This is a genomic window from Tepidisphaeraceae bacterium (genome assembly GCA_035998445.1).
In the GTDB taxonomy this organism is placed as follows: domain Bacteria; phylum Planctomycetota; class Phycisphaerae; order Tepidisphaerales; family Tepidisphaeraceae; genus DASYHQ01.
This window is the reverse complement of record DASYHQ010000013.1, coordinates 322,504-348,890: the sequence shown is the minus strand read 5'-3', so window position 1 is coordinate 348,890 and position 26,387 is coordinate 322,504. Positions and strand designations below refer to the sequence as shown.

Annotated in this window: 21 protein-coding genes; 10 read left to right on the top strand and 11 right to left on the bottom strand. The window is 64.3% G+C overall.

The genetic code is table 11. The annotated features are described in order from the left end of the window. The first annotated feature begins 32 nt into the window (after window positions 1-32). The 3 genes from VGN72_04825 to VGN72_04815 are packed head-to-tail and all read left to right on the top strand — an operon-like array spanning window position 33 to window position 2,202. A complete protein-coding gene (locus tag VGN72_04825; protein ID HEV7298668.1) occupies window positions 33-824 on the top strand; it encodes an MBL fold metallo-hydrolase in 792 nt (263 codons plus the stop codon). 32 nt (window positions 825-856) lie between these two features. Then, window positions 857-1,651, top strand: a complete 795-nt coding sequence (locus VGN72_04820; protein ID HEV7298667.1) for a class I SAM-dependent methyltransferase — start codon at window positions 857-859, stop codon at window positions 1,649-1,651. Then, on the top strand, window positions 1,648-2,202 hold the full coding sequence (locus VGN72_04815) for a GNAT family N-acetyltransferase (GenBank protein ID HEV7298666.1): 555 nt from the start codon (window positions 1,648-1,650) through the stop codon (window positions 2,200-2,202). Before VGN72_04820 ends, VGN72_04815 begins: the two co-directional genes overlap by 4 nt. Window positions 2,203-2,515: 313 nt before the next feature. Here VGN72_04815 and VGN72_04810 read toward each other — a convergent pair whose 3' ends face one another. Then, window positions 2,516-3,403, bottom strand: coding sequence for a sugar phosphate isomerase/epimerase (locus VGN72_04810; GenBank protein ID HEV7298665.1), 888 nt, complete (start codon window positions 3,401-3,403; stop codon window positions 2,516-2,518). Between the two features lie 193 nt (window positions 3,404-3,596). Here VGN72_04810 and VGN72_04805 point away from each other — a divergent pair, with 193 nt between their 5' ends. Continuing rightward, on the top strand, window positions 3,597-4,721 hold the full coding sequence (locus VGN72_04805) for a polyprenol monophosphomannose synthase (GenBank protein ID HEV7298664.1): 1,125 nt from the start codon (window positions 3,597-3,599) through the stop codon (window positions 4,719-4,721). A 47-nt stretch (window positions 4,722-4,768) separates the two neighbouring features. Here the strand turns inward: VGN72_04805 and VGN72_04800 are convergent, their stop codons facing one another. Next, window positions 4,769-5,020: a hypothetical protein gene (locus VGN72_04800; GenBank protein ID HEV7298663.1), complete on the bottom strand. Its 252-nt coding sequence runs from the start codon at window positions 5,018-5,020 to the stop codon at window positions 4,769-4,771. Beyond that, on the bottom strand, window positions 5,017-5,364 hold the full coding sequence (locus VGN72_04795) for an SLC13 family permease (protein ID HEV7298662.1): 348 nt from the start codon (window positions 5,362-5,364) through the stop codon (window positions 5,017-5,019). Before VGN72_04795 ends, VGN72_04800 begins: the two co-directional genes overlap by 4 nt. A 196-nt stretch (window positions 5,365-5,560) precedes the next feature. Here VGN72_04795 and VGN72_04790 point away from each other — a divergent pair, with 196 nt between their 5' ends. The 5 genes from VGN72_04790 to VGN72_04770 all read left to right on the top strand — a co-directional run bounded on the left by VGN72_04790 (window position 5,561) and on the right by VGN72_04770 (window position 11,730). Further along, window positions 5,561-6,664: a hypothetical protein gene (locus tag VGN72_04790; GenBank protein ID HEV7298661.1), complete on the top strand. Its 1,104-nt coding sequence runs from the start codon at window positions 5,561-5,563 to the stop codon at window positions 6,662-6,664. A gap of 117 nt (window positions 6,665-6,781) precedes the next feature. Next, entirely contained in the window at window positions 6,782-8,818 is a 2,037-nt protein-coding gene (locus tag VGN72_04785; GenBank protein HEV7298660.1) for a hypothetical protein, read from the top strand. 352 nt (window positions 8,819-9,170) lie between these two features. Beyond that, window positions 9,171-10,046 (top strand): hypothetical protein, encoded by an 876-nt coding sequence (locus VGN72_04780; GenBank protein ID HEV7298659.1) that lies wholly within the window; start codon window positions 9,171-9,173, stop codon window positions 10,044-10,046. Between the two features lie 2 nt (window positions 10,047-10,048). Then, the gene (locus VGN72_04775) at window positions 10,049-10,582 is read left to right on the top strand and encodes a phage holin family protein (GenBank protein HEV7298658.1); all 534 of its coding nucleotides are present in this window, start codon (window positions 10,049-10,051) and stop codon (window positions 10,580-10,582) included. Continuing rightward, on the top strand, window positions 10,558-11,730 hold the full coding sequence (locus VGN72_04770) for a DUF3618 domain-containing protein (protein HEV7298657.1): 1,173 nt from the start codon (window positions 10,558-10,560) through the stop codon (window positions 11,728-11,730). The genes VGN72_04775 and VGN72_04770 overlap by 25 nt, the downstream gene beginning before the upstream one ends. Before the next feature lie 115 nt (window positions 11,731-11,845). On the opposite strand, the gene VGN72_04765 is transcribed toward VGN72_04770, so the two are convergent. The 6 genes from VGN72_04765 to VGN72_04740 form a co-directional block, all read right to left on the bottom strand. Further along, the gene (locus VGN72_04765) at window positions 11,846-13,762 is read right to left on the bottom strand and encodes a hypothetical protein (GenBank protein HEV7298656.1); all 1,917 of its coding nucleotides are present in this window, start codon (window positions 13,760-13,762) and stop codon (window positions 11,846-11,848) included. A gap of 69 nt (window positions 13,763-13,831) precedes the next feature. Then, the gene (locus VGN72_04760; protein ID HEV7298655.1) at window positions 13,832-14,662 is read right to left on the bottom strand and encodes a prepilin-type N-terminal cleavage/methylation domain-containing protein; all 831 of its coding nucleotides are present in this window, start codon (window positions 14,660-14,662) and stop codon (window positions 13,832-13,834) included. Between the two features lie 109 nt (window positions 14,663-14,771). Beyond that, on the bottom strand, window positions 14,772-15,497 hold the full coding sequence (locus VGN72_04755) for a prepilin-type N-terminal cleavage/methylation domain-containing protein (GenBank protein ID HEV7298654.1): 726 nt from the start codon (window positions 15,495-15,497) through the stop codon (window positions 14,772-14,774). Window positions 15,498-15,698: 201 nt separating this feature from the next. Further along, on the bottom strand, window positions 15,699-16,592 hold the full coding sequence (locus tag VGN72_04750) for a PEP-CTERM sorting domain-containing protein (protein ID HEV7298653.1): 894 nt from the start codon (window positions 16,590-16,592) through the stop codon (window positions 15,699-15,701). A gap of 208 nt (window positions 16,593-16,800) precedes the next feature. Further along, a complete protein-coding gene (locus VGN72_04745) occupies window positions 16,801-17,904 on the bottom strand; it encodes a LacI family DNA-binding transcriptional regulator (GenBank protein HEV7298652.1) in 1,104 nt (367 codons plus the stop codon). 198 nt (window positions 17,905-18,102) lie between these two features. After that, window positions 18,103-22,188, bottom strand: a complete 4,086-nt coding sequence (locus VGN72_04740) for a choice-of-anchor D domain-containing protein (protein HEV7298651.1) — start codon at window positions 22,186-22,188, stop codon at window positions 18,103-18,105. Between the two features lie 307 nt (window positions 22,189-22,495). On the opposite strand from VGN72_04740, the gene VGN72_04735 reads away from it, so the two are divergent. Beyond that, the gene (locus tag VGN72_04735; GenBank protein ID HEV7298650.1) at window positions 22,496-23,605 is read left to right on the top strand and encodes a glycoside hydrolase family 172 protein; all 1,110 of its coding nucleotides are present in this window, start codon (window positions 22,496-22,498) and stop codon (window positions 23,603-23,605) included. A gap of 224 nt (window positions 23,606-23,829) precedes the next feature. Here VGN72_04735 and VGN72_04730 read toward each other — a convergent pair whose 3' ends face one another. Both VGN72_04730 and panB read right to left on the bottom strand, forming a co-directional pair. Then, window positions 23,830-25,380, bottom strand: coding sequence for a trypsin-like peptidase domain-containing protein (locus VGN72_04730; protein ID HEV7298649.1), 1,551 nt, complete (start codon window positions 25,378-25,380; stop codon window positions 23,830-23,832). Between the two features lie 98 nt (window positions 25,381-25,478). Then, window positions 25,479-26,372: a 3-methyl-2-oxobutanoate hydroxymethyltransferase gene (gene panB / locus VGN72_04725; protein HEV7298648.1), complete on the bottom strand. Its 894-nt coding sequence runs from the start codon at window positions 26,370-26,372 to the stop codon at window positions 25,479-25,481. Between the last annotated feature and the right edge of the window lie 15 nt (window positions 26,373-26,387).

Here is a 26,387-nt window from a genome sequence, read left to right as displayed (position 1 = left end):
CTGCGGGCGAAGCGGCTATAAGCTAGGTGATCATGGGCGACGACACCCCAACCATCGAGCTGCTTTTCCTCGGGTCCGGCACCAGCGCCGGCATCCCCATGATTGGCTGCGACTGCGCCGTCTGCACGAGCAGCGACCCGCGTGACCGGCGGATGCGGGCGTCGGTGGTCATCAGCTACAACGGGCGTAACGTGCTCGTCGACACGACGCCGGAGCTTCGCCTCCAGTGCGTGGCCAACGGCATCAAGATGATCGAGGCGGTCGTCTTCACGCACGCGCACGCCGACCACATCATGGGCCTGGACGACGTGCGGCGGTTCAACAGCCTCAAACAAAGCGCCATCGATGCCTGGGCCGATGATGCGACCTATCGCGCGCTCGACCAGTGCTTCGCGTACGCGTTCCTCGAACCCTCCCCCGACGTAAAGGCCTTCCGCCCGCACCTGGTCCACCGGCGCATCGATGGACCGTTCGAGATCGCCGGCCATCGGTGGACGCCGATCCCACTGCTGCACGGGAAAATGCCGGTCAACGGCTTCCGCGTGGGGAATCTGGCCTACTGCACCGACGTCAGCGAGATCCCCGAATCGTCGTTCCACCTGCTGAAGGGGCTGGACGTGCTAATTCTGGACGCGCTGCAACACCGTCCGCACGCGACTCACTTCACGATTGCACAGGCGACCGAAGCCGCCCGGCGGATGGGTGCAAAACGAACGTACTTTACCCACATCGCGCACGCCTTGGCCCACGTCGAGACGAACGAGGCGTTGCCACCCGACATTCGGCTGGCATACGACGGGCTGCGCGTTCAAGCCACCGCATGATGCATCTGCCCCCGACGCAAGAGACGCAAGTTATGGCCAAGCTGACCAGCGAGTACCGCGCGATCGCCGATTATTACGATGCCGAGTATGCGCACCTGGATTACCTGTACCGTGACGCGCCGTTCTATATGGACCACCTGCCCCGGCGGCGCCAGCGCATCTTAGAATTGGCCGTCGGCACGGCTCGGGCATCGATCCCGCTCGCCCAGGCGGGACATCGCGTGACCGGTGTCGACTACGCGGGCGATATGCTGCGCCTGGCGACGCAGAAGCGCGACAGCGTCGGCATACAGGAGCGAGATTTGCGTCTCGTGCGGGCCGACCTGCTTCGCTTGAAGCTTAATGACACCTTCGACCACGCCTGCATCTTCTTCAACAGCTTCCTGAGTTTCACCACGATCGCGCAGCAGGACCGCGTGCTGCAGAACATCGCCCGCCATCTCAAGCCCGGCGGCACGTTCTGGCTCGACATCTTCAACCCCGATCTGACGCTACTGGCCACCCCAGAGGCGACGGATTTGGACCCGATCTCGTTTTACGTGCCATCGCTTGGCCGAACCGTCTTCCGCACGACGGACGTCAGCCGGGACGAGCAGATTCAGACCCAGCGAATCACGTTCCACTACCAGTGGTTCGACGACGAGGGGACCGAGCATCAGGAGATGAACTCGTTCCTGCTCACGCACATCTTCCCGCGCGAGCTGCGCCTGCTGCTGGAGCGCAACGGTTTCGAACTGCGCGCGCTCTACGGCGACTACGACGGCAGCGATCTGGCCGACGGCTCGCCTCGCATGATCGCGATGTGCCGCAAGCGGAGGGGCGAATGAAAGACGAACCGACACTGCGCGTGATCGAAGAACGTGAGATGCCGGCCGACCTGGACCTGCAGATCCGTCAGGTGCTGATGCAATGTTTTCCCAACGACCTGGCAGCCTTCGGGCAAACGCGAGCGTGGCACGGCAGCTCGCCGTCGGTCACCGTCATCGCACGTGATTGCAGTGGGCAGGTGGTAGGTCACATGGGCCTGCACGAACGCACGATCGACGTCGGCGACGCCGCGGTGCGCGTCGCGGGACTGCAGAACGTCTGTGTGGTGCCGTCGCATCGAAAGTCGGGGCTGTTTGAACGCCTCATGGCCGCCACCATGCCGGAGGCTGCGGAGCGCGGGTACGACGTTGGCCTGCTGTTTTGCCTGCCGGCACTTCAAAGGGTGTATGCGCGCGTGGGATGGGTTGAACTGCCGGGGCGGGCGACGACTCGCATCGACGAGAAGGGCGTCGAATGCGGGCTGCCGAACAACGACGTGCCGATGTTCTACCCGTTGAAGGTAAGGGAACTGCCCACGGGCGACATCCACTTGCGCGGCAACGACTGGTAAGAGGCCTTCAAGGCAGGTTCTGGTCCCCTCCGAGGGGAAGGGTTCGCCTCCAATCTGACGGAGTCCATCAGCCACCCGCAGGGCGACCTGAGGGATCTCGAATGACTGACGGTGCGGGCCATGGGAGATCCCTCGGGTCGCTACCGCTCCCCTCGGGATGACAGGTTGGGCACTGTGCGAGGTTTAAGTCCGCTAGCCTTTAGGCTCTGCTCGGGATGACACCTGGGATTCCATCGCTCATAGTAAAAACGAAACTAGCCGCTGAAGCGGCTAGTCCAGTTCCAAATTTCTGACTGCATCAAACCGCCCGGCCTTACTTCGGATTCGGCACATACGCGCCGCCCCGGCACTGCTTCAGGTAATTCAGCGCGTGCACCTGGCCCGTCGTCTCCAGTTCACCTTTATAGACAGGGTCGTGCCAGCCTTCGATGTCGAGGCAGCCGGTGTACTTGTTCATGCGCAGGATACTGATGACATCGGTCCAGTTCGTGTCGCCAAAGCCCGGCGTGCGGTGCCAGACGTAGGGTTTACCGCCGCGAATGCCGCTGGTGCGGACGACGTCCCACGCGATCGTCGCGTCCTTGCCGTGCACGTGGAAGATCTTTCCGGTGGGGGCCAGCTTGCGCAATTGTGGGATCGGGTCGATCAGGCTGACCATCTGATGGCACGGCTCCCACTGCAGCCCGACCGCGGGGGACGGCACCTCGTTGAACATCATCTCCCAGCCGGTGGGGCTGTGGGCGATGTTCCACTGGCCGGCGTCGTGCCACCAGCCGCCCATCTCGCAGTTCTCGAACGCGATGCGCAGGCCGTTGTCCTCGGCGCGCTTGGCCAGGTCGGTCCAGACCTTCTTGTATGCCGCCATCGACTCGGGCACCGGCTTGCCCGGCACCGCGCCGGCGAAGCCGGAGACGATCGACGTGTTGAAGAGCTTGGCCGCGTCGATCACGCGTTCCCAATCGCGCACCGCGCTCTCCTTTACCAGCGGGTTGCAGAAGATGCCGACCGTGCTGATGACGGCCTTGTCGCCGATGACGTCCAGCGTCTCCTTGGCGATGCGCTCGAGGTCGAGGTCGCCGATCTGTTGCCAGATGGTCATCGAGATGCACTCGAAACCGTGGGGCAGCATTTGCCGTGCGTACGATGCACCTTTATCCATCGGCACGATCGTGCCGATACGAAGATCGGAGTGGTTGGTCATGGAGAGAGAGTGTCGCGTAGGGGGATAGGACGCGGCCGTTCGCGGCCACTTTCTGCACACTATACCGATGCGGCGTGCGCTTCATCAAGCGCGCTGCGTTGTCCGGTCGTGCGCTGCCGGATAGGCTGATGAGCCGGCTTCACGTGCGAGGACCCGCTTGGACGATCGACCACCACCGATAGCACCCGCCGACGTGCAGATTTCCATCATCGTCCCGACGTTGAACGAGGCCGCAAATCTACCGCTACTGTTACCGCGAATCGCGGCTTCCATGGCGGATCGCGCCTATGAAGTGCTGATCGTGGACGACGACAGCGCCGACGGCACCCCGGCGGTGTGCGAGCGGCTGGCGATGGAGTTCCCTCTGCGATTGATCATCCGCCGACCTCCGCGCGACGGGCTCAGCGGCGCGGTGCTGCAGGGGATGCGCGATGCCTGCGGCGACACGTTCGTCGTCATGGACGCGGACCTGCAGCACCCACCCGAGCGGCTGCCGGCACTGCTGGACGCGTTGAACGGTGGCGCCGATTTTGTCATCGGCTCGCGCTACGTCACCGGCGCCAGCACGAAGGAACAGTGGGGCGTCGTACGGCGGCTGAACTCGCGCGTCGCCACGCTGCTGGCCCGGCCGTTCGCCGGTCGGGTACACGACCCCATGAGCGGGTTCTTCTCGCTGCGCCGCTCGACTTACGAGAATGCCGAGCGCCTGACGCCGCTCGGCTACAAGATCGGCCTCGAACTGATGTGCAAGTGCCGCGTCCAACGGCCGGTGGAGGTGCCAATCGATTTCGACCTGCGGGCGGCGGGGGAGTCAAAGCTGACGCTCACGCAGCAGTTCAAATACCTCGAACACCTCAGTCGGCTGTACGACTACACCTTCCCGCGGCTGTCGCCGTTGGTGAAGTTCACCATTGCGGTGGGCGTCGCGTGGTTCGTTGCCGCCATCGCATTCGTGGTGCTGATTTCCGTCTACCGCAGCCCAGTCGGGCAGGCGATGGCCGCCATCGCTTCGTATCCCGTTGCCGTCGCTACTACTGCGATCTTCCACTTCCGTTACGTGCGTACGCAGGCCGAGTTCCTGCGCACGCGGCACCCGTGGCGCGACTTTTGGATCGCCTCGGCGGTCGAATGGGGCGCCTGCGCGATCGTGGTGGCCTGGGCGGCGTGGCGGCTGGACGCGCCATCACCGTGGGAACTGTTTGTCCTGGGTTACGCCGCCGCGATGGTCGGCCGGTACGTCTGCCGGAAGGAACTGCTGCTCGACTTACGCGGGCTTCACGCCGAACCACGTGCAGAAGAGATGACGGCCCGGCGGTAGGACCCGCACCACGTGCGCAAGTCGCGCATTGCGCGATTTCGTTCAAATCATTGAGCCGTCACCGCCGCCCCCAATGGGGGCGGCAATATTTCACCAGCGGTGAATCCCTGCGTTTGCAAGCCCAGCAGGACCATCGCGACCACTATCGAGACGATCGAGAGGATCAGCCCGATCTTGAACCACTGCAAGAACCGCACGGTTCCGTGGCCGCGCTTTTTCAGGATGCCCACCGCGATGATGTTCGCGGTCGAGCCGATCACGGTCATGTTGCCCATCAACGTGCCGCCAAACAGCATCATCCAGTACATCGCGGCCGGGTAGTGACCCCCAGCCCGGGATGCGTCGACGCCCAGTTCACGCGCACGTCGTGCACCACCGGCATGAACGTCGCCACTGCCAGCACGTTGTCCAAAAATGCGATCAGCCAGCCGGTCGCCCATTCCACGATGGTGATCAGCGCAGACTGGTTGCCACCGGTGACGGCGATCAGTTTCTGCGCGATCACCTGCGTGACGCCGGTATGTTCCAGCGTGCCGACGGACGCGAAGAGCATCATGAAGAACGTCAGCGTCCACCAATCCACCCGCCGTTCGACCAGTTCGCGCGCATTGGGCCCGCAGATGAACATCACGATGGCGCCCATCGTCAGCGTTTGTCGCGGCCGCCTAACTCCGGGCCTGCCTACGGTCTTCTAGTCGACGCGAAAGAATAAGGACCCCGGGCAAGCCCGGGGCTATTTCTGGACGCAACCCTATGCTGGAAGGCGCGTGGTGTATTCCATACAATAGGTGGCGTCGTGCGATCGCCTCGGTCCTGCCTGTATGTGCGGAGGTCTTTGAATGAAGCTGAAACAGAAGTCGATCGGTCGTGGTGTGCTCTTCGCCTTGGCCTTGGCCGTTGCGACGGCGTCGCCGGTGCGGGCCGACTCGTTTGTCGCCAGTTCGTCGGGCGAGGGCAAGGGCATTCCGTACGAGCGCGTGAAGATCCTGGACATCAAAGGTGACGACCTGCTTTACCGCACCTCGACGGGCCAGGAAAACTCGCGGCCACTGGCACAGGTGTCGCAGATCACCGTCGACGGTGAGCAGGCGTTCAACGACGCCGAGATCGCCTATCTCGCTGGCGACTTTGCCAAGGCGACCGACGGCTATCAGCGCACGGTGCGCGCGACCACGAAGGACTGGTTGAAGGACCGCGCCGCCCAGCGGCTGGTCGAGTCGGCCGCCAAGACGGGCCGGTTCGACGCCGCCGTCAGTGGGTACGTCGCGCTGGTGGCGCGCAGCCCGGAACTGGCGGCCCGCAGCAAGCCGGCGTTGCCCGAGGGCAAGTCGACGTTCCTGGACTCGGCCGCCAAGGAAGTGGAATCGGCCGCCGGCGACGCGAAGTTGAAGGACCAGCAGAAGGTCATGCTGCTGGGCTTCCTGCTCGAACTGCACCGCGCCCGTGGCGACAACCGCGCCGCCGGTGAGACCGCCGAGCGGCTGTTGAAGCTGAGCGCCGCCGACGCGTCCAACCCCGCCGCCGCCGCGGCGCTGGCCGATCTGAAGATCAACCTCGCCAGCCTCGCGCTCGACGAGAAGAACTACCAGAAGGCATTGACGGAGATCGAGCAGAACCGCGCGATCTTCAACGAACCCGCCCAGCAGGCGGCTGCGCTGTACGCGTTGGCCGAGGCCAAGTCGGGCCTCGCCGGCGATACCACCGACGAGAAGGTGCTCAGGGACCTGGCGCTGGCGTACATGCGCGTCGTCGCGTTCGGGAAGGACCAACCCAACAACGCCAACGTCGCCCGCAGCCTCGCGAAGACGGCCGCCATTCTGGAGAAGCTCAAGCAGCCCGCCCAGGCGCGCGATTTGTATCAGCAGGTGGCCTCGGCTTACCCCAACAGCCCCGTCGCTGGCGATGCCAAGGCTGCGGTCGAGCGGCTGAAGGCCGCCCAATGACATCGCACAAGCATGACGGATGAAGGATGAAGTTAACGCCTTGTCATCCCCGGTCTGCGTCTCCCGTTCCCTGTTTCCTTTTCATCCTTCATTCCTCAACCTTCATCCCTATCCAACATGTACCGACTCATTCGCGACCATAACAAGAAGCTCATCGCCGTCTTCGCCGTTGTTTTGATGATCGCATTTCTGATGCCTGTGGGCATGCAACAGATGAGCGACAACACCGGTGTCGCCCGCGCCTACATGGGCGATGAGGCGATTACCGTCGGCGACTACCAGCGGGCGCGGAGCGACTGGGACATCCTGCTGAACCAGGTGACGACGACGACCATGATGGGCCAACCCGTCCCGCTGCTGCTAAGCCTTGGCGATCCGTCGCCACAGCGGCTGGCGGAGCTGACGGGTCTGATCCAGCCAAACCCGTACAGCAACACGCCCCCTGCGCCGATCGAGATCATCGGCGGTCCCGACACGTTCCTCCTGCTGTTGAAGGAGGCCGAGGCGGCCGGCATCACGGTTTCGGACGAACGGGTCGACCTGGCATTGGCTTCCGACTATCGGTTGCGCAGCGCAGTGGACGCGGGTGAGACGACGCGTACTCGCGAGGCGATCCGCGACTTCCTGATGGTCGAGGCGTCCTACGCGCGCGTGGCGGGCGTGGCCAAGTCGACCCAGCCAATGCGGCAGCGTCTGCTGGCCCGCGGCCTGGCCCGCATCAATGCCGACATCGTGTCGTTCAGCAGCGCGCCGGCGGGCATTCCAACCACCGCAGCGGTCGCGACCACAGCGCCGTCGCAGCAAGATCTGCAAGCGCTGTTCGACAAGTACGCCGATGTGCCAGTGGGGCTGATGAGCGAGACGAACCCGTTAGGGTTTGGCTATCAGGTGCCAGATCGCGTGAAGGTACAAACGCTGTCGATCAACCGCGACCAGCTCGTGGCGGCCATCGAGAAGACCCGCTCGCCTTACGATTGGGGCGTGGCGGCTCGTAAGTATTTCCTGTTGAACAAAGCCGAATTTCCCGCAGCCGAGCCGACCACGGTGCCCTCGCCCACCACTGGCTTCGACCTGAGCGCCGCGCCCGCGGCGACGCGACCGACCGAGCGGTCGTTCAGCGATTTGCCGCCGGAACAGCAGAAGCAGGCGACGGATCGCGTGATGGAGCCGGAGATCGCGGCGCTGAGCGCGAAGATCAACACATATCTGACCGATCGATTCACCAAGGACTACGCCGCCGCCGGCCCGGCCACCCAACCGACGACTGCCACCACCACCGCCAGCGCGACCACCCCGCCCGCGGACGGTTACCCGTCGTACGGGTACCTGGAGCAGGTCGCGCAAGACGTGCAAAAGCAGTTTGGCGTGCTGCCTTCGGTGACGAATCATGCCGATTGGCTGGACCGCACCGCCGCCCGCGCGTTGCCGAACATCGGCGGGGCGATGTTGTCCGACAGCAGTATCGATTTCGCCTCGCTGGTGTTCGCCGGTGAGCCGTTCACGACCACCAGCGCTGGTTTGCGGATGAAGCAGTTCTCGCAGCCGCTGGAGGACTTCCAGGGCAACCTCTACTACTTCCGCGTGACCGATGCCGAGCCGAAGCACCGCGCGCCGTCGCTGGAATCGGTGCTGGCGCAGGTGCAGAGGGACGCCGCCCTGAAGAAGGCCGCCGACGCCGCCCGGGAGGCCGCCAACGCACTGATTGAAACGGCCAAGGCCGGTACGCTTGAGTCCGTTGCGCAGCAGCAGGGCCGCGAGGTGACCGCAGTGGGGCCGGTGAACCCGGGTAACCAGTTCGAGCAGGTGCCGGGGCTAGACCTTGCGGACACCGCTGACCGGGCGGCGTTCCTGAGCGGCGTGTGGTCGGTCCTGTCGTCGGAGACGCGGGACGCTCAAGGCCGCCCGCTGGGCATGATCACGCTGCCCACGTCGCGCCAGGTGCTGGCCGTTAACGTCACCTCCGCCCCGGTAGAGCCGACGAGCGATGGGGCGTTTACCGACCAGATATCCGCGGCGCTTTTCGAGACGTCGCAACGCAGCGCAGCGCTGCAGCAGGACTGGTTCTCATTCGACGGCGTCTCGAAGCGCATCAACTTCAAGGGCGACCGTCCCGACACTGCGCTGACCGCTGCCGCACCTGCAGCGATGAACTAGAGCGGGCGCAACCACCAACACGATCGGTGAGCGTAGCGCAGCACGTGGCGCACCGACCGACCGAACCCATCAGTTGAGCCTCAGGGGCGGCATTGCCGCCCCTGTGTTTTTGCGCGCCCACAATGAGGGCTCTGGCAAGCCCCGCAGAGCATGTACGCCACCGAGAGCTGCTGCGATCTCGTCGTGTCTACATTCGCTCTTCGCATGGGCGCGATCCATATCTAACGACATATTGCGTGCGACGAGGGGGTGAAGGTACGGGCTTTGCGACGCCTGCCAGAGCGAACCGTAAGCCCGCCAACACGTCGTTCATGCGGGCGTCCGAACAGGGAACGATTAGAAGGAGTTCCGTATGGAGACCCGTAACAAACCCCCCGGCACCGATGTCGGCGGCGCTCGGCCCGAATCCGCGTCGGCCCCGCGTAACGATCCTGATCAGCTTCGCGAAGACGTGAAGCGGGCCGGTGAAACGGTACGCGATCAGGCCCGTGCCACCGGTGATCAGATCAAAAACACCGCCAGCGATGCTGGCCGGCAGGCCAAGGAGAAGGCCGGCCAGGTCGCCGAGCAGGCGCAGCGCAAGGCTGCGGAATATGCCCGGCAGGCGCAGTCGCAGGGCGTCGCGATGCTGGACCAGCAGAAGTCACGCGCCGCCGAGCAGATCAACACGTTCAGCGACGCCGCCCACCGTGCCGCCGATAAGTTCCGCGAGGAACAGGACGACAACATCGCCGGCTACATCGACGCCGCTGCCGACGAGGTGCAGCGCGTGGGTGAGTACCTGCGGGAGCGCGACCTGAACACGCTCTGGCGCGATGCCCAGTCGTTCGGCCGCCGTCGACCGGAATGGTTTCTGGGCGGGATGTTCGTCGCGGGCCTGGCGCTCACGCGCTTCCTGAAGGCTAGCGCCGAACGCCGTGAACAGCCGGACATGCGCGGCTACCAGGGTTATCGCGGCGTGCCGCGCTACATGGACGAGCCGGACTACGCGCACCGCCTGCCTTCCCCACCGCAGGCCACGCGGCAGTTCGACAGCGTCGCTGACGGTGCGACCGGGGTCGGCGCGATGGCCACATCGCCTGCGACCCTCGGCACCCTTGGCACCACCGCGACGGCCGGCAGTTCCGGGTCGCCGGGTGGGGCGTCACCGTCGCTTGCAAGCGACCCGACATCCCCCGGATCGCCGGCGTCGCCAGGTGTGGCCACCACGAAACCGGAGGTCTACTAATCATGGCAGACTCATCACCCTTTGAACGTGAACGTACCGACCTCCGCGGTGGCGCTGCGGGTCGAACCGAACGGTTCGACACCGACACAACCCGAGGTAACCCCGACATTCTGCGCGACGGCGCTGGTGCCGAGAGCCGGTCCATCGGGACGCTGTTGAAGGAACTTCGCGACGAGAGCGCGACGCTCATGCGTCAGGAGATCGCGCTGGCCAAGACGGAGATGTCCGAGAAGGCCAGCCGCGCCGGCAAGAACACCGCCAGCATCGCCGTCGGTGGTGCCATCGCCTATGCCGGCGCGATGGTGTTGCTGTACGGCGTGGCGATCGCGCTCTACTTCGGCTTGGTCGCGCTGGACCTGAACCACTTCCTGGCCGGCATCATCGCGTTCCTCGTCGTCGGCGGCGTAACCGCCTTCATCGGCTACATGCTGATGCAGAAGGGTATCAACGCCCTGAAGAACGAGTCGGTCGTCCCGGAGAAAACCGTCGAATCCCTGAAAGAGGATAAACAATGGCTTACCAACCAAACCAAGTAAATCCCGCTGGCCACGCCTCGTCGGCAACGCCGCCACCACCGTACCCGGAAGGCACCTCCGCCGAGGCGATCCGCCGGGATATCGACCGCACGCGCGCCGACATGGACGAGACGGTCGACGCGCTGCAGGACCGCCTGAAGCCTCGTCACCTGCTCGACGACGTGCTCGACGCGTTTCGCGGCTCGGGCAGTTCATCGGGCGGGTCCGACTCGTTCAAAGACGTCGGCTCGAAGGTGCTCGACAAGCTCAAGGAGAACCCGGTGCCGGCGGCGCTGATCGGCGCCGGCATCACCTGGCTGCTCATGGACAACGGCAGCAGCTCGCGTGGGCGCACGCGCGCCGACTACACGCCCCGCAAGTGGGACGTGCCCGAATACAGCGGCTCATACGTCGACGCCCGTACCGGTCAACCCTACACCGCTGAGTACGGCGACGACGCGTCCCGCCGTGGCACGGGTGGTGGCGCCAGCAGCGGGCCGACCAGCACTGGGCCCGGTGTGGTCGATCGCACTAAGGACGCCGTTGGTGGCGCTGCCAGTTCGGTGGCCGGCAAGGCCAGTGGTGCAATGCAGTCGGCCAAGGACAGGGCCAGCTCGCTGGCCGAAACGGCGTCGGATTGGATGGGCTCAGCGCGCGACTCGGCCGGCAGTGCCGGTGGCGCGATGGGCGACTACGCATCCGGCGCGTCCGACCAGGCGTACCGTGGCTACCGTGCCAGCAAGCACTACGTCGAACGGGGCATCGAAGACTACCCCTTGGCCATGGGCGCCGCTGCCATGGCGCTGGGCATGCTCGGTGGTCTGCTTCTGCCCAGCACCGAGACGGAAGATCGGCTGATGGGCCAGCGCGCCGATGAGCTGAAGGAACGTGCCAAGGATGCCGGTCAATCCGTCTTGGAAAGCGGCAAGCACGTTGCCGCCGCCACCGCCTCGGCCGCCGAGGACGAGGCCAGCAAGCAGGGTGGCGATTCCCTTGTGGAAAAGGTCAAGCACGTCGTGCAGGACGTGAAACATGCCGCCACCGAGTCCGCCAAACGAGAGGGGATCGATCCCGGCTCGCTAGCGCAAAAGGGCCAGCAGGTCGCCGAGCGGGCCAAGGATGCAGCTCGCGACGAATCGAAGCGGCAGAAGGATCAGACGAAGCTCTGACCTCCACCGTCCGCTAACGCAAACGCCCCCGATCCTGCCGATGTTCATCGCGGTGGGATCGGGGGCTGTTCTGCGTTCCGCTTTAGCGTAGTTGGCTCGGCGCGAGCGCTTGCGCCTAAGAGCGAGCCGACAGCAGGGTGAGAGAGTAACCGGGCACCGTCAGCGGTGCGTCCGCATCGAGTTCGACCTGATCGTGAATGCCATCCGCATCGACCCGCTTCACGGTCGACGGAGCGCCACCCAGAAGGCTGGTGGCACTTTGCAGAACAATCGTTCGGGGGGCCTTGGAAATGACCAGCAGCGCTCGCCGACCGTCCTCACCCGTTACCGGCAGCAGCTCAACGAGGTCGGGGGCGGACGGTGACTGCTCGGCATCATCGGCATTCGCGACCGCCTGCGCATCGGCATCGGTCGCGAACGAGACGTTTGCCGCCGCGATGTCACCCACCAAGTGCTGCGGGCCCCATAGGAACATCGCCGACGTGGGGCGTTCGACGTTCTCCGCGTCGATTAAGCCATAGGCGTTGCCCTTCACGTGCCAGACGTTGGCACCATCGATGCCCGCCAGCGCCACCCGCCTAACGACCGCGGCTTGGAAGGCAGCGCCGACGCTGTTGGCGTGGCGAGGTTCGATCGGGTTCCAGACCCACTTCACGTTGTACTCGTCGAGGAAGATCGGGATGTGCTTGCCTTCCGGTGCGGACCGGTCCACCGCAGTCCGCATGAAACGCGCGTGGCGCTCGATCGTGTTCAACGTGCCGTAAAGCTTCTCGTTGCTGTCGTACGAGTCTCCGATGCCGTAGTTGTGGTAGGTGACGAAGTCCGCCAGTGGCGCGCATTCCTTCAGAAATCCGTCCACCCACTGCGGCTTGGCCCACGTGAACGCCGGCCCGCCCGTCTGGGCGTTCGGGTCTTCCTTCTTGATGGCGGCGGCGACGGTGTTATAGAGCTGCCACAGTTCCGGCAGGCGCTCGCGCTTCTCGTACAGGCCGTCGCGCTCGTTGGTGATCTCCCAGAAGTCCACCTTCCGGCCGACGTCATCCCGCATGATGCGCATCAGCTCGACGTACAGTTGGGCGTACGCATCGGCGTGTTGAATGTCGAGCGTGCCGTCCTCGCGACTCATCCACTTCGGCCACGACGCCAGGTTCAGCATGAGCTTCGCGTCACCGTACGCTGGCCCGGCGGCCGCCCAACTGGCCTTGATCTTCTCGACGTCCCACGACTTTTCGTCCTCCGTCATCCAGGCCATCGGCAGGCTCGCGTGATGGATACGAATGAACGGCGAGTTCAGCTTCGTCAGGAACGATCGGTAACCCTCATTCGCAGCGCTCTTGGGACCCTTAATCTCGTAGTCGGCGACGCCCCAGATGGTGGGCTGCGCCTTTGCGACAACCTCGTTCCAATTGATGGTCGCGCTGAACGTCACCGGTGCCAGCGACGCATCGGGCGCCGCGGGGGGCATGGTCTTCTCGGTCGACTTCTCCATCGCCTCCGCCGGCAGCGCGGGCCCGTCCACACCCGGCACCGCGGCCTGCGGCTTGGGCGTCGCCGACTTCTCACCGGTCGCCGGCGCGAACACGACCGCGTCCACTGCTACCGGCGCGTCACCGGCACCGCGGATGATCACCACCGCCGAGCCAAGATCGGCACGATCGAAGGTGCCGAAGCTCGACCACGTCCACGCCTCGGGCTTGGCGAAGATCGACTTCCGATCGACCTGCTTGCCATCCATCACCGCCTTCATCAACAACGGCCCCCCGCGGTGCCGCACGTGGACCGTCAATCGATCGCCCCCTTCGGCCGGCGCCGCCACGGAAACCAACGGCTGCCACGCCTTTCCATTGCTGACCGCCTGGCCACCAGAAGCGTCGGCATCATCGACGACTTCGGAATCCGAAGCCCGCTTGGATTCGGCCTCCATCTTCTCTCCCACCGGCTCGGTGCCCGCAGCCGCGGAGGCGGTCACCGGTTGAAGTAGTAGGGCGGCCAAGAGCGTCCATGTGATCGAGCGATCGCCACCAGTATTCATCGTTGAGGCCTCTGTGGTAAGTGAATGATTCGTGCGCATTTGCTTGGATGCTGAAATGCGCGATTAGAATTAGCTGCCGACTGCGAAATTGCGATAGATCAACGTTCCCTTGGGGACCGATTCGACATGACCATCCACGAACAACGTCGTGGCCGTCTTGCCGCTGTGCCGATACCGCGGTTCCGAGGTGCCTCCAACGGTCCTGTGGCCATCGACATCCCATGCCGTCGGGATGCGTGAGTTCAGCGTGAGCAACCCCGTCGGGGTAAACCCGACGGTGCGGGTGTCCTGGTTCATCATATTGAACTCGACGAGCATCACCTTGATAGCCGATTCGCGGATGCGGCCCACAGGCAGGTTTGGCAACGGTGGTCCGAACCCGCCACTGCTGTTGCCAAGGAAGAAGTTGGCGTTGCCGGCATAGTGATTTGGGGTGTCGCCGCCAAACTCCTGGCCGCCGATTGAGGGGCATGACCAGATGCCCTGGGGCAGGATCTGCTTGGCATCGCTCATTGTTGAACCGGTCACGTGGTTCTTTTGAGCCGAATTCTCCGTCAGCCTTCCCGTCAGGCGGCTGATCGGCGTGTACCAGCTTTCGCCACTGTTGGGCCATACCCCACGGTGGGGCAGGCGCCCCTTCGACAACTGCAGATATTGACTGATGGCCAGCCCACCCTGACGCAGGTTGCTGGCGCACTGCACCTTCAGCGCCGCCTGCCGTGCCTTGTGCAGGGAGGGTAGAAGTATGCTGATCAGCAGCGCGATGATCCCGATAACCACGAGCAGTTCGACCAGTGTGAACCCGGCGTTTGGCGGCGTGACGGACCGTTCGGTCGTCGCCGCCGCCGCCAATCGCACGTTGGCAGTGCTCGTTATGGGACAGGGATTGTAAAGGGGCACGTTTACCTTTCGTTGCAATTAACGTCACGGCGGACGTCGCATACAGCCGCGGAATTCGCGGGCGTCCCGCGACAGCGCGTGCGATGCGGCGCGCCGCCCATGTCCGGCGTTATTCCGGTCCGACGAACGCGTCGCGCGCCGGCAGCGGGTTGGGACCTACTGTGGGCCGCGCGTCTCTAAAGTCCTGGACGTGCCCGTCGAGGAACAGCACGTTGGCCGAGAACCCGTGCCGGTAGTCGAACGTCGTGTTGAACATGTCCTGAGACCAGCCGCCCCCGCCGGGCTGCCCGAACTTGTAGAGCGCGTTGTCGAACGCATCGGCAAACACGACGCGTTCGGCGGCGGGTCGGAACGACGACGCGGGACGGCTCTCCAGTGCGCCCGAAAAACCGAACGAGTTGGCGAGCCAAGGATTGTAGCCGTACAGGTTCTGATTGTTGGTTCCGACCCGCTGCGCGTTCGTAGCGCTTGACCCGAAGGCAGGGCAGAACATGATCCGGTTCGCCTGCCCCGGCGCCAGGCTGGACAGGTACTTCTGGAACTCCCATTTCAACGGTTGGCTGTAGTTCCACGTGAACGCAGGCCCCATCCAACTGCGATCCAACGCGGGTAGCACGCCGAGCTTATTGTTCTTGCTGCGCTCGTTCTGCGTGTACAGCGTGACCGCCTGCCCGATCTGCCGTAGCTGCGCCGCGCACTGCACCTTCACTGCCGACTGCCGGGCCTTGTTCAACGCCGGCAGCAGCATGCTGATCAGCAGCGCGATGATCCCGATGACGACGAGTAGTTCCACCAGGGTAAAGCCGCGGGCGAGACTGGGATTGCGGGGGGACATGGCATCTCCTAGACGACTGGTTCTTCCATTCACTGTTTGTCACTCTCGCATCGGCCTTCTTCGGGCCAGACGCGACGTGCCGGGTCAACACGGCCGGTCTCCTGCATGTGTCAGCCGCGCCTCGCGACGCGGGCAAGCCGGCGGCCCACCGTTAAGGGGGCCACCGGGAATCTCCGGCGGCGGCAGAACCGCCCTAAATCCTTACGCCATCGTCCGACGCCGGCGGGCCAGCAGGCCCAGGCTGGCGATGGTCAACACGCCGAGCGTCGCCGGCTCTGGAACGGCCGCGGGTACGGCGCTGACGTTCACGTTGTCGACGATCCAGTCGGCGCCGGCCTGGCTGCCACCGGTTCCGAACCCGATCGCACCGACGGCGGTCGTGCCGGCGCGCATCACGAAGTCGTTGGCCACGAGGGTGCTGTTGAGGTACAGGTCGTACTTGCCGGCCGCGACCGCCTGCGCGCCGGCCTTATCGTAAACGATCGGTGTCGACGTGCGGTTGAAGACGATCTCGACAAGGTTGTTGGCGGTCTCCGTGAAGCCGGTCCCAACGGTCGTGTCCTCTAAGCTGCCGCTCGTGACGTTGCTGGCGCGGAACGTTCCAGACGTGCCCACAGGCGTGCTATCGAAGCTGATGCGCTGGAAGTTGCTCGTGGACGACGACGACGATGCGTCAACGCCCGTCGTGCCCAGCGCGACGCGCAAGAACGAGTTGCCAATATTGGCTGTAAGGTTGGGGCCCGCGGTGAAGTTGAAGCTGAAGAGGCCTGAATCGGTGGCCGTGGTCAGGGCGGTGCTGGCCCTGACCAACGTGGCACCGTTTCCACCAGATTGATCGTACATGCGCAGCGCGTTCCCGCCACCAATGGCGGACGTGCCGACGACCGTGACGCCGACGTCCCCGGCCATACTGCCATCACCGACGTTAGCCGGGGTGGGAAAGTTGATCGTGAAGCCGTTGGGACGCGCGCCCACGGCGTCACCACTGAAATCGTTGTCGTAGAACGGCGCCGCCGAAGCCGTCGGGGCGGTCATCGCGGCGGCGATCGCGCAGGTGACGAAGGTCGTGGCGAGAATGTTGGACTTGCAATGCATTTGGTTTCCTCTCCAAGAAGATAATGGCCTGGTGCGGGGCTGGCCGACATTTGGCAACCCAGCGCATTCAAGAATCACGTTGATATCGAAGGTGCTTCAGCGCGGATGTCCCGGCTTCCAAATATTCCTAACTTGTTAATCGTAATTTCCTACTCGGAACGCTCCGAAAACTTCAAAATATCAGTCAGAAATAGTTGGTTTTCAGATTCTACGGTTCACGATGTACTGAAATGACCGACCCGCGCGTTACGAGCGACGGTTGAACGACGATCGTTGCCCGGTCCGCTCCAGGCGACTCGATCCGCGCCATCAACCGGTTCACGGCCTGCCGCATCTGCTCGTCGACATGGTTGTCGATGCTCGTCAGGGACGGCACGAGGTACGCGCTTTCCGGCAGGTTGTCGCAGCCGATGAGCGACAGGTCGTTAGGCACGCGGATGCCGGCCTCGTGGAACGCCGACAGCGCGGTCAACGCCACCTGGTCGTTATGACAGATGACCGCGGTCGGGCGGTCGTCTGCGGGCGCTTGTAACCACCGCTGCGAAAACTCGCGACTGACGGCCAGTGAATCCTCGAAGCGGCCGGTGTCGTGCTGCCAGAAGATCCACTCGGCGTGGAACACGCCCGCGACCCGCAGCTCAAGCAGCGCGCTGAACCGCTCGTTGACATTGTCCGCGGTCAAGCGGCTTGGTGGGGCAGATAGGAACGCGATGTTCCGATGGCCGCGTTCCGTCAAGTGTTGGATCGCCAGCCGCCAACCGATCGCATCGTGTATGGCGACCTCATCGAACACGCTACCGATCGAGCCACCAAACAGCACGGTGGGCAGGCTGCCCTTCAGCAGGTTGGCGTGCATGTCCAAGTCGAGTTTTTCGTAGACGGGACCGATGATGAGGCCCTCGACCGCGTCGCTCTGCAACTGGCGCAAGCGCTCAGCCTCGGAGCCCTCTTCACCGTCGGTGACGGTCATCTGCAGGCGGTAGCCGAGCTTACGCACCTCGCGTTCAACCACGTCGGCGACGCGGGCGAAGAACGGGTTCGAGAAGTCGCGCGTCAGCATCAGGCCGATCTGCCCCGAACGCCCGCGCGCCAACTGCTGGGCCGCCCGAACGGGCAAGTAGCCCAGTTCGTTGACGGCCTTCATCACGCGATCGCGCGTCTCGGCGGAGTACTTCGTGCCGACGTTGCGGTTCATGATGTCGGAAATCGTCGTCCGAGCCAGTCCGGTCGCCGCTGCGAGGTGCTCCAGCGTGACGCGCCCGCCTCCCGGAGGACGACGCAACGCTTGAGGTTTGACCGCTTCAGTACTCATATCCCTAAGTCTTCAACTGCTCAATGATATATCTTCGGATCGCTCCGAAAGCAAAAAAAGCTGTAATTTTTTTGATTCTCTCGATTCGCTGAAACCGCCGCGACCTCTCCCACGGAGATGAGCGGGTGTGACACCTAAATCCGGACTGACCGCGTTGGCAGCCAGTCCGGAGCTTGAACCTGATCCACTTCGACTTGTTTACTCCATGCGCGTCTCCCTCCCAATCGCGAAGGCCGACTCCAAACCGTTCACGTTTACCGCAGCAACGCGATAGTAGCTCGCGATGCCCGTCGGGGCGGTCGTGTGGCTGAAGAACGAGCTCGTCAGCAGCGCGTCGTTCAGCTTCTCGTACGTTCCGTTGGCCGAGGTGGCGAAGTAGACGTTGTAGCCAGTCAGGTTCGCTTCGGGATTGTCGTCCCAGTCGAGCGTGATGCCGTTGATCGAACTGGTGAACATCAGGTTCGTCGGCTGTGCGGGCGCGACCGGTTGGACCGGTGTCGTCGCGTTCGTCAACGCTGGCGTCGAGTTGAGGCCAGCGGTGTCGACCGCGACCAGCCGGTAATAGCTCGTCGCGCCGACCGGCGCGGTGGTGTCGGCGTACGACGTGCCGGTCAGCAACGTGGCGTTCAACTTAGTGAACGTGCCGTTGGCCGCGCTGCTGCGGTAGACATCGTACCCGGCCAGGTCCACATCGGCGTTCGCGCTCCACGTCAGCGAGACGCCGCCGCTCGATTCGACGGCCGCCAGGCCGGTCGGCGTGTTGGGTGGGATCGCGTCGCTCGGCCAACTGCCGCTGATCGCCGCCACGGCCGACTCGGTGCCGAAGGTGTCGATCGCGGTCACACGGTAGTAAACCGCCTGCCCGCTCGGCGCGGTGGTGTCGTGGAACTGCGACACCGTCAGCGGCGCGTCGTTTACCTTCGCGTACGTACCGTTGCCCGTCGTGCCACGATAGACGTTGTAGCCGGCGAGGTTGCGGGCGGCGTTGTCGGTCCAGTCGAGCGCGATGCCTTCGTTCGTCGGCACCGCGGCCAACCCAGTGGGGACCGCAGGGCCCTCGGGCTTGACGTTGCTGATGAGATAAACGTTGTCCTGGAAGTCGTAGTTGATGCTCCGGTAGTCCATCACCGCAAGGTACGTGTTGGGAATCACGTTGCCGCTGGCGTCCTTGGCGACGTAGAACCGCACGTGGTGTCCGTACCCGCCACCCGGCTTTTCCTGTGGGTTGAGGGTGTCGTCGCTCCACTCGCCGTCGAGGTTGAAGCCGAACGTACCGGTGGCGTTGAACGACCCGAACGCGTCCAGCGTTCCGCCCGTGCTCGAGCGGTGGGGTAGGATCGACTGCGCCTCGCGATTGTCGTGCGTCACGATCGACGTGAGCGACGTGCTGCCCTTGGTGTGTCGGCGGATCGTGGCGCTGCTGCCCTGCGTGTGGAACGCGGCCAGCTGGCGCACCTGCACCGGCCGTTGGCTGTCGGCCTGCTGCCAGTAGGGGCTCAGGACCTCATCGCCGAACGCTTCGACCTTGCCCTTATTGGCGGTGAACGACTGCCCGGACGACAGCGCCTGCGTCCTGTAGCCGAACAGGTTGAAGATCGCCTGCAGGTTGGGCTCGCGGTCGTTTTCCGACTGTACCTGGTACCGCCCGGCCAGCGTCACCGAGACGCTCGGTTCGTCGGCGTCGTTGGTGTTGAACGTCAGCGTGCCAGAGCGCGTGCTGGCCGAGTTGCCGCCGTCGAACACGAACTGGACCTTCAGATCGTAGAAGGCGCCCGGCGCGATGGGCTGCGTGGGCGCGTCCAGCAGGATCCAACCGCTCGGAACCGTCACGTTGCTGATCGTCAGGTCCTGGCTGCCGGTATTGCGGATGCGCAGCGAGTTCACGTCGCGCACGACGTCGCCGATCGTGGCGTTCTGCGTGCCGATGCGGTGGAACAGGAGGCGGTTGTCGAAGCCAACGTTGTCGTTGCTCTTCACGCCGATCTCCGGCCCGGCCGCTGCGGGCTGGACGTTGGAGATGATGAAGACGATATCGTTGCTATCGTAGCTGCCGTCGAAGTCTTCCGCGGCCACGATGTAGCTGTTGGCGACCACGGCGCCGTCGGCGGTCTTCATCGGGTAGAAGCGGAACTTGTGAGTGTTCTGCGTCGCCCAGGTGTTCAGCGCATCCTCGCTGAACGAGTCACGGAAGTTGAGGTTGTCAGCGTTCTTGAAGCCGGGCCAGGTCGCGTACAGGCCGAAGCTCTTGGTGCCCGCCGGCGTGAACGAGGTGATGCCGCTAATGGTCGGAGCGACGCTCTGCGCGTCGGCGTTGCCGACGGTGAAAAGGGCGGTCTTGGCGCCGGTCGTCCCGGGGTCGTAATAGCCGAACGTCAGCACAGGGCTGCTCGACACGCCCATGACTGCCAGCGGCGTGATCGTGACCGGCAGCGCGGTATTGGCGCGCAACAGCCGCTCCATGCCGGCGATTTCCTCGCTGTTGCTGAGCAGTTCCGTGGCGCTGTAGAGCGCCGTGGTGGCGGGGTTGCTGTCGCCAGTGTTGACCGGGATTTCGTACAGGTCCAGGATGGCCTGCAGCGACGGTTCGTTATTGCCCCCAACGCCGGCGGTGCCCAGACCGCGCAGCGCGACCGTGATCGTTGGGCGAAGCGGGTCGTTGCTGACGATCGTCAGGGTCGCCGTCTTCAAGCCGAGCGAGGTCGCGTTCATCGCGACGTTCAGCTTGAAGCTCTGACCAGGCTGCACGGTGGTCGTGCCGCTCGGCTTGTTCAGCAGGACGAACTGATCGGCATTGGCGCCGCTCAGCGTGAAGGCGTCGCCGGCGTTCAGCACGAGCGCCGCGGTGCCGGTGTTCGTGATGGTGATCGCCTGCGCCGCACCGGCGACGTTCGTGCCGCTGGTGAGGCGCACGTCGTTGAAATAGTACTTCGTCCCGCTCACCGCGATCTTCACCGGCGTCAGCCCCGTGGTGAACGTCGCGCTGTAGGGCATGAAGGCAGTGCCGGCCTCGTTCTTCAGCCCGTCGGTGACGACGACGGTGTACGTCGTGTTCTCCTGCAGCAGTCCGACCGCGCCCAGCACGAGCGTGCCGTCGGACGCGAGGGCGACCGTGGTCTCGATGCGGGTGTTGTCGCTGGCGCGGTACAGGCCCACGTTCGCGTTGGTCAGCGTGCTGGCGTCGACGATCTCCGACGCGCCGAGGTTCAGCTTGACCGTCACGGTGGTGTTCATCGGCGACACGTTCGTGGCGTTGGCCGCCGGGCTGACCGCCGTCACGGTCGGCCGCACGATGACGGGCGGTTCAACCACGGGTGGTGGATTCGTGACGACCGGAGGGGGATCAGTCACCACGGGTGGCGGATTCGTGACGACCGGAGGAGGATCAGTCACCACGGGCGGCGGATTTGTGACCACCGGAGGGGGATTGGTCGACGGCGCCGGCATCGAGACGGGCTGGCCCGCGTAGGTCTCGAACCGATCGAACGTCGCGGTGAAGTCGGCGGCGTCGTTGTTCTTCTTCACGACGGCCAGGCCGGCAGTCGCGGCGCCGCTGAAGAAGTCGGCGCGCTTCCGGCCGCTCAGCGTGACCTCGTGGCTGACCTTCGTCAGCGGGCCACCGTTGATGCTGAAATACGCGCTCACCTTGCCTGTCGCCGCGTTGCCGTGCATGACGAGGTCGAGCGAGTTGATATCGCTGAACTTGCCGATGCTCGTGTACGACGCCCCGACCGCCACCGAGTGCACGTAGGTGCTGCCGACCTTCATCTCATCGATGAACTGGATGTACTGCTTGCCGCCGACGTTGATCGCGACCAGCTTGATGTAGTTGTCCTGATCGGGCCCGAACGAGATGCCGGCCTGATCGTTGCGCCCCGTGAAGTTCGACAGCGGCCCCACCAGCCGCACGCCGATCGAGAAGCCACCGGCGACGGTGGCGTCAAACTTCGTCTCCAGCCCGTTCTTCATCGAGCTGTCGGCCTCGAAGTTGCTGCCGGCGCTGGCGGTGCCTTTCGCGGTGATCTTCAGCAGGCCGGTGACGGGGTCGAGGTCGATCAACGCGGGCTGGTAGGCGTTGCCACCGTTGATCGCCTGCACGCCGCTGAAACCGGTACCCTGACCATCGCGGTCGAGGATGCCGCCGGCGCTTTGATCGAACTCGAGCACGAGCGGCATCGCGTGAACTGCCGACGCGTCGGCGGCCATCAGGCGGCGGTCCTCAAGGCGTTCGATGACGCTGGCAGTGGCACGGCGCAGACGGAGACCTGAGACGATTTTATCAAACACAGATTTATTCCTTGGTCTGGCGAGACCGACACGCTCGGCCGACATTTGCGCACCCACGCGAACGCCGCCACCTGGAACATACGTTCTAAAAGCTGGCGATGCGGACCGTCGCGGGCTTCCCCCGAGTCTGATAACGCCTGCCGCGCGGTCGCAACTGCGGTTCATGCCGGCAAGCGCGAACGTGCCACCTGTAACGACGCCACCGAAGGCAACTTCCTACGGAAACGACGTTTTGACGCCTTCGGCAAATCCGGTACGCTTCCGCAACAGTTGCAGTCGCACCTGCTTAATTGGAAGGAACCCCATCATGTTCAACGGACTCGGCATGCACCTCGGCAACCTCGCGCGGTTCTCGGACGCGGAGACGCGATCCATAAGCGCGGAGAACATTACCGGTGAGAAAGGCAAAGGCGGCATGGCGACCGAAGGCGTCAGCGCCCACTGCGCCCGCGACCTTGGGCCAGGCTGGAAGATCTCGCCATACCTGTGGATTAAGCCGGGGCAGGAACTGACGATCGCCGACATCGAAGGGCCGGGGGCGGTCCAGCAGATCTGGATGACCGTGAGCGCGGTCTGGCGGTGGAGCATCCTGCGCATCTACTGGGACGATCAGGAGACGCCGAGCGTGGAGTGCCCGGTGGGCGATTTCTTCGCCAGCGGGTGGGGCAACGGGTTCAACATCGGCACGCCGCGTTTTGCGCAAGTGTCGAGCCTGCCGGTCTGCGTGAACCCCGGCAGCGCGTTCAACTGCTATTGGGAGATGCCGTTCCGCAAGCGCTGCCGCATCACGATGACCAACCTGGACGTGAAGGACATCGCGATCTTCTACCAGATCAACTACACGCTAACGCAGGTGCCGGATGACGTCGGCTATTTCCACGCGCAGTTTCGCCGGGTGAACCCGGTGCCGTACAAGGAGGTGTACACGATCGTCGACGGCATCCAGGGCCGCGGCCAGTACGTGGGCACCTACATGGCGTGGGGCGTCAACAACAACGGCTGGTGGGGCGAGGGTGAGATCAAGTTCTATATGGACGGCGACAAGGAATACCCGACGATCTGCGGCACCGGCACCGAGGACTACTTCTGCGGCAGCTACAACTTCGAGAACAAGGCCGAGAAACGCTACCAGGAGTTCACGACGCCCTACGCGGGCATGCCGCAGGTCCTGCGTGGCAACGGGACGGGCAACATGTACGAGGTGCAGCAGCGCTTCGGGCTGTATCGCTGGCACATCGTGGACCCGGTGCGGTTCAAGAATGATCTGCGCATCACCATTCAAGCCCTCGGCTGGCGCAGTGGCGAGCGGTTCCTGCCGTTGCAGGACGACCTCGCCAGCGTCGCTTATTGGTACCAGACGCTGCCGACCAACCCGTTCCCGAAGCTGCCGGACAAGGATTATCTGGAAGTGATCTAATTGGGGAGTGGGTGAGTCAAGAGTCTTCAGCGGACATCGTCATCCTGAGGTACTCCGAAGGATCTCTTTCTTCTCGTAGCGAATACGGGGGGAGATCCTTCGGAGTACCTCAGGATGACGAACTGCATTTACGGGGCGCTCTGGCCGTGAAACTGAACAAGCGTGGGCGACCGAGACGGTCGCCCACGCTTGTTTGTCAACTCACAGCTTCTCAAAGAGGCAGCCTACTGACCGCCGCCACCTATGGCCTCGGCCGGGATGAAGACGAGGCGCGATCCCTGCTTGCTGACGACCAGCATGCTGAAGTCGGACTTGGGGTCGGCCTTCTGCAGCGCGTCGCGAGCAGCGGTGGCGTTGTTCACTTCCTGATCGTTGATCTTGGTGATCAGGTCACCCACCCGCAACCCGGCCGCGGCGGCGGTGCTGCTGGCATCGACGGCCGTCACGAGGGCGCCGTCGCCGGCCTCTTCGATGCCGAACTGGCGACGCAGCGCGTCGGTGGCGTCGGCGACCTTGAAGCCCATCGATTCCACGCTTGCCTGCCCGGGGGGGCCGCTCTGGGGTCCACCGCGGGCCATGTTCACGTCGTCGGGCTGAGCGCCGACCGTCACCTTCACGTCGCTCGTCTTACCGTTGCGCGTCACGCCGAACGTGACTTCAGTGCCCGGCTTGGTGACGGCGATCTCGTTACGCAGTTCCTGGGTGTTGCGCAGCTCTTTGCCGTTCATCGACGTGATGACGTCGCCTGGCTGCAGCTTGCCGAACGCCGGCGTGCCACGGAGCGCGCCATTGACGAGGATGCCGGTGGTGCCGTTATAGCCCGCTGCCTTGGCCTGCTGTTGCAGGCGGGCGACGTCGGCGATCTCGACACCGAGCCAGCCGCGCGTCACTTTGCCGGTGTTCTTCAGCGACTCGTAGATCGGCTTCGCCTGATTGCTCGGGATGGCAAAGCCAATGCCCTGGAAGCCACCGGTGCGCGACGCAATGGCGGTGTTGATGCCGATCACCTCGCCCGTCACGTTGGCCAGCGGGCCACCGCTGTTGCCGGGATTGATCGGCGCATCGACCTGAATGAAGTTTTCGTACCCGCCCGGCCCCAGCACGCCCACGCCACCGCGCGGGTTGCTCTGGCGCTCCAGCGCGCTCACGATGCCGTGCGTCATCGAACCGACGTATCCCAGCGGACTGCCGAAAGCCAGCACCCAGTCGCCCTTGGACAGCTGGTCGCTGTTGCCCCACTTGGCGGCCATCACGCGGTCGGCAGTGATCTTCACGACGGCGAGGTCGCTCTTGGGATCGGTGCCGAGGAGCTTGCCGTTGTCGATCACGCGGCCATCGGACAGTGTGATCTCCATCTCCTGCGCGTCGCCGGCCACGTGGTTGTTGGTGACGATGTACGCGGTCGAACCGTCGACCTCCATAATCACGCCCGAACCAATCCCGCGCTGCGGTTCGCCACCACCCATATCGGGCTCGCCGTCACCGTCGCGGTCGAAGAACCGGCGGAACTGCGGGGGTAGGTTCTCCGTGTTCACCGCGGCGCGGCTGGTCTTCGTCACCTCGATGCTGACGACCGACTGCTCCATCACCTTGTTGACGCTCTTGAACACGCTCGCCAGGTCATTGACGCTCGAGAGCTGCTCGCGCGTCGCGTCGACGCGCTGCTCGGCCCGCGCGAATTGGGCGTTCTCGAATGCATCGAAGCCCACGTATCCGGCGGCGGTGCATGCGGCGGCCAAGGCGAGGGTGGCCAGCGGTTTCTTGGAAAGGCTCATCTGCTGCTCCTGAAATCATCCATGCGCCCACAGCGTCGGCCGGGGCGCGTCGTCTTCAATCACGCGCGTGAGGGCGATTGGTTGCTAGCAGATGCGAACTACCAAGGCCCCGACTCATGATAGGTGGATGCCTCGCGCTGCGACGACGTCAAAAACTTCCGTTTCTCGTCAGCGGTCATGTTGTAGTTGTGCTCGGCTGCGGGATAGGCCCCGCCCTGCACCTGCTCCACGTACGCCGCCAGCGCCGCCCGCATCGGGGTCGCCACGTCGCCCAACAGCGGGGCGAATTTCGGGCGGTGGGGCGTTAATCCCAGGATGTCGTGCGTCACCACGACGTGCCCATGGCAGGCCGGGCCGGCGCCGCAACCGATGACGGGCACGTTCGTCTCTTCCACCACCTTCTCAGCGACTTCAGGCGGCACGGCTTCCAGCAAGATCGCAACCGCGCCCGCCTGCTGCATGCGGATGGCCAGCGAGACGATTTCCATCGCATCGTCGGCGGTCTTACCTTGCGCGCGGAACCCACCTACCACGCCCACCGACTGTGGCCGCAGGCCCATGTGCGCGATTACGCCCACGCCGGCGTCGGCCAGTTGGCGCACGAGCGGTAAATGACCCTCGGCCGTCTCGATCTTGATCAGATCGGCGCCGGTCTGCTTCATCAATCGGATGGACGACTCGAACCCACGCTCCACCGACCCGCCATAGCTGCCGAACGGCAGGTCCGCCACGAGAAGCGCCTGCGGCGCGCCGCGTCGAACGGCCGCGGTGATCTCGCTCATGAACTCCAGCGACACGGGCAGCGTCGTCGAATGGCCCAGGATGACGTTGGCGGCGCTGTCGCCCACCAGGATGAAGGGCACCCCCGCGTCGTGCATGAGCCGCGCGGTCGTGTAGTCGTAACACGTCAACATCGGCACCCGCCGGCCACTAACGCGGGCGTTGCGCAGGTCGGCTAGCGTGAACTTGGCGGTAAGGGGGTAGATCGACATGGTGCCGATTATAGC

Excerpts from the sequence above, each read along its gene's own strand:
- VGN72_04750 (HEV7298653.1), bottom strand. The coding sequence starts at position 16,592 with ATGCATTGCAAGTCCAACATTCTCGCCACGACCTTCGTCACCTGCGCG.
- VGN72_04820 (HEV7298667.1), top strand. The coding sequence starts at position 857 with ATGGCCAAGCTGACCAGCGAGTACCGCGCGATCGCCGATTATTACGAT.
- VGN72_04800 (HEV7298663.1), bottom strand. The coding sequence starts at position 5,020 with ATGATGCTGTTTGGCGGCACGTTGATGGGCAACATGACCGTGATCGGC.
- VGN72_04795 (HEV7298662.1), bottom strand. The coding sequence starts at position 5,364 with ATGGGCGCCATCGTGATGTTCATCTGCGGGCCCAATGCGCGCGAACTG.
- VGN72_04730 (HEV7298649.1), bottom strand. The coding sequence starts at position 25,380 with ATGAGCCTTTCCAAGAAACCGCTGGCCACCCTCGCCTTGGCCGCCGCA.
- VGN72_04815 (HEV7298666.1), top strand. The coding sequence starts at position 1,648 with ATGAAAGACGAACCGACACTGCGCGTGATCGAAGAACGTGAGATGCCG.
- VGN72_04775 (HEV7298658.1), top strand. The coding sequence starts at position 10,049 with ATGGCAGACTCATCACCCTTTGAACGTGAACGTACCGACCTCCGCGGT.
- VGN72_04825 (HEV7298668.1), top strand. The coding sequence starts at position 33 with ATGGGCGACGACACCCCAACCATCGAGCTGCTTTTCCTCGGGTCCGGC.
- VGN72_04745 (HEV7298652.1), bottom strand. The coding sequence starts at position 17,904 with ATGAGTACTGAAGCGGTCAAACCTCAAGCGTTGCGTCGTCCTCCGGGA.
- VGN72_04810 (HEV7298665.1), bottom strand. The coding sequence starts at position 3,403 with ATGACCAACCACTCCGATCTTCGTATCGGCACGATCGTGCCGATGGAT.
- VGN72_04780 (HEV7298659.1), top strand. The coding sequence starts at position 9,171 with ATGGAGACCCGTAACAAACCCCCCGGCACCGATGTCGGCGGCGCTCGG.
- VGN72_04770 (HEV7298657.1), top strand. The coding sequence starts at position 10,558 with ATGGCTTACCAACCAAACCAAGTAAATCCCGCTGGCCACGCCTCGTCG.
- VGN72_04765 (HEV7298656.1), bottom strand. The coding sequence starts at position 13,762 with ATGAATACTGGTGGCGATCGCTCGATCACATGGACGCTCTTGGCCGCC.
- VGN72_04755 (HEV7298654.1), bottom strand. The coding sequence starts at position 15,497 with ATGTCCCCCCGCAATCCCAGTCTCGCCCGCGGCTTTACCCTGGTGGAA.
- VGN72_04735 (HEV7298650.1), top strand. The coding sequence starts at position 22,496 with ATGTTCAACGGACTCGGCATGCACCTCGGCAACCTCGCGCGGTTCTCG.
- VGN72_04785 (HEV7298660.1), top strand. The coding sequence starts at position 6,782 with ATGTACCGACTCATTCGCGACCATAACAAGAAGCTCATCGCCGTCTTC.
- VGN72_04790 (HEV7298661.1), top strand. The coding sequence starts at position 5,561 with ATGAAGCTGAAACAGAAGTCGATCGGTCGTGGTGTGCTCTTCGCCTTG.
- panB (HEV7298648.1), bottom strand. The coding sequence starts at position 26,372 with ATGTCGATCTACCCCCTTACCGCCAAGTTCACGCTAGCCGACCTGCGC.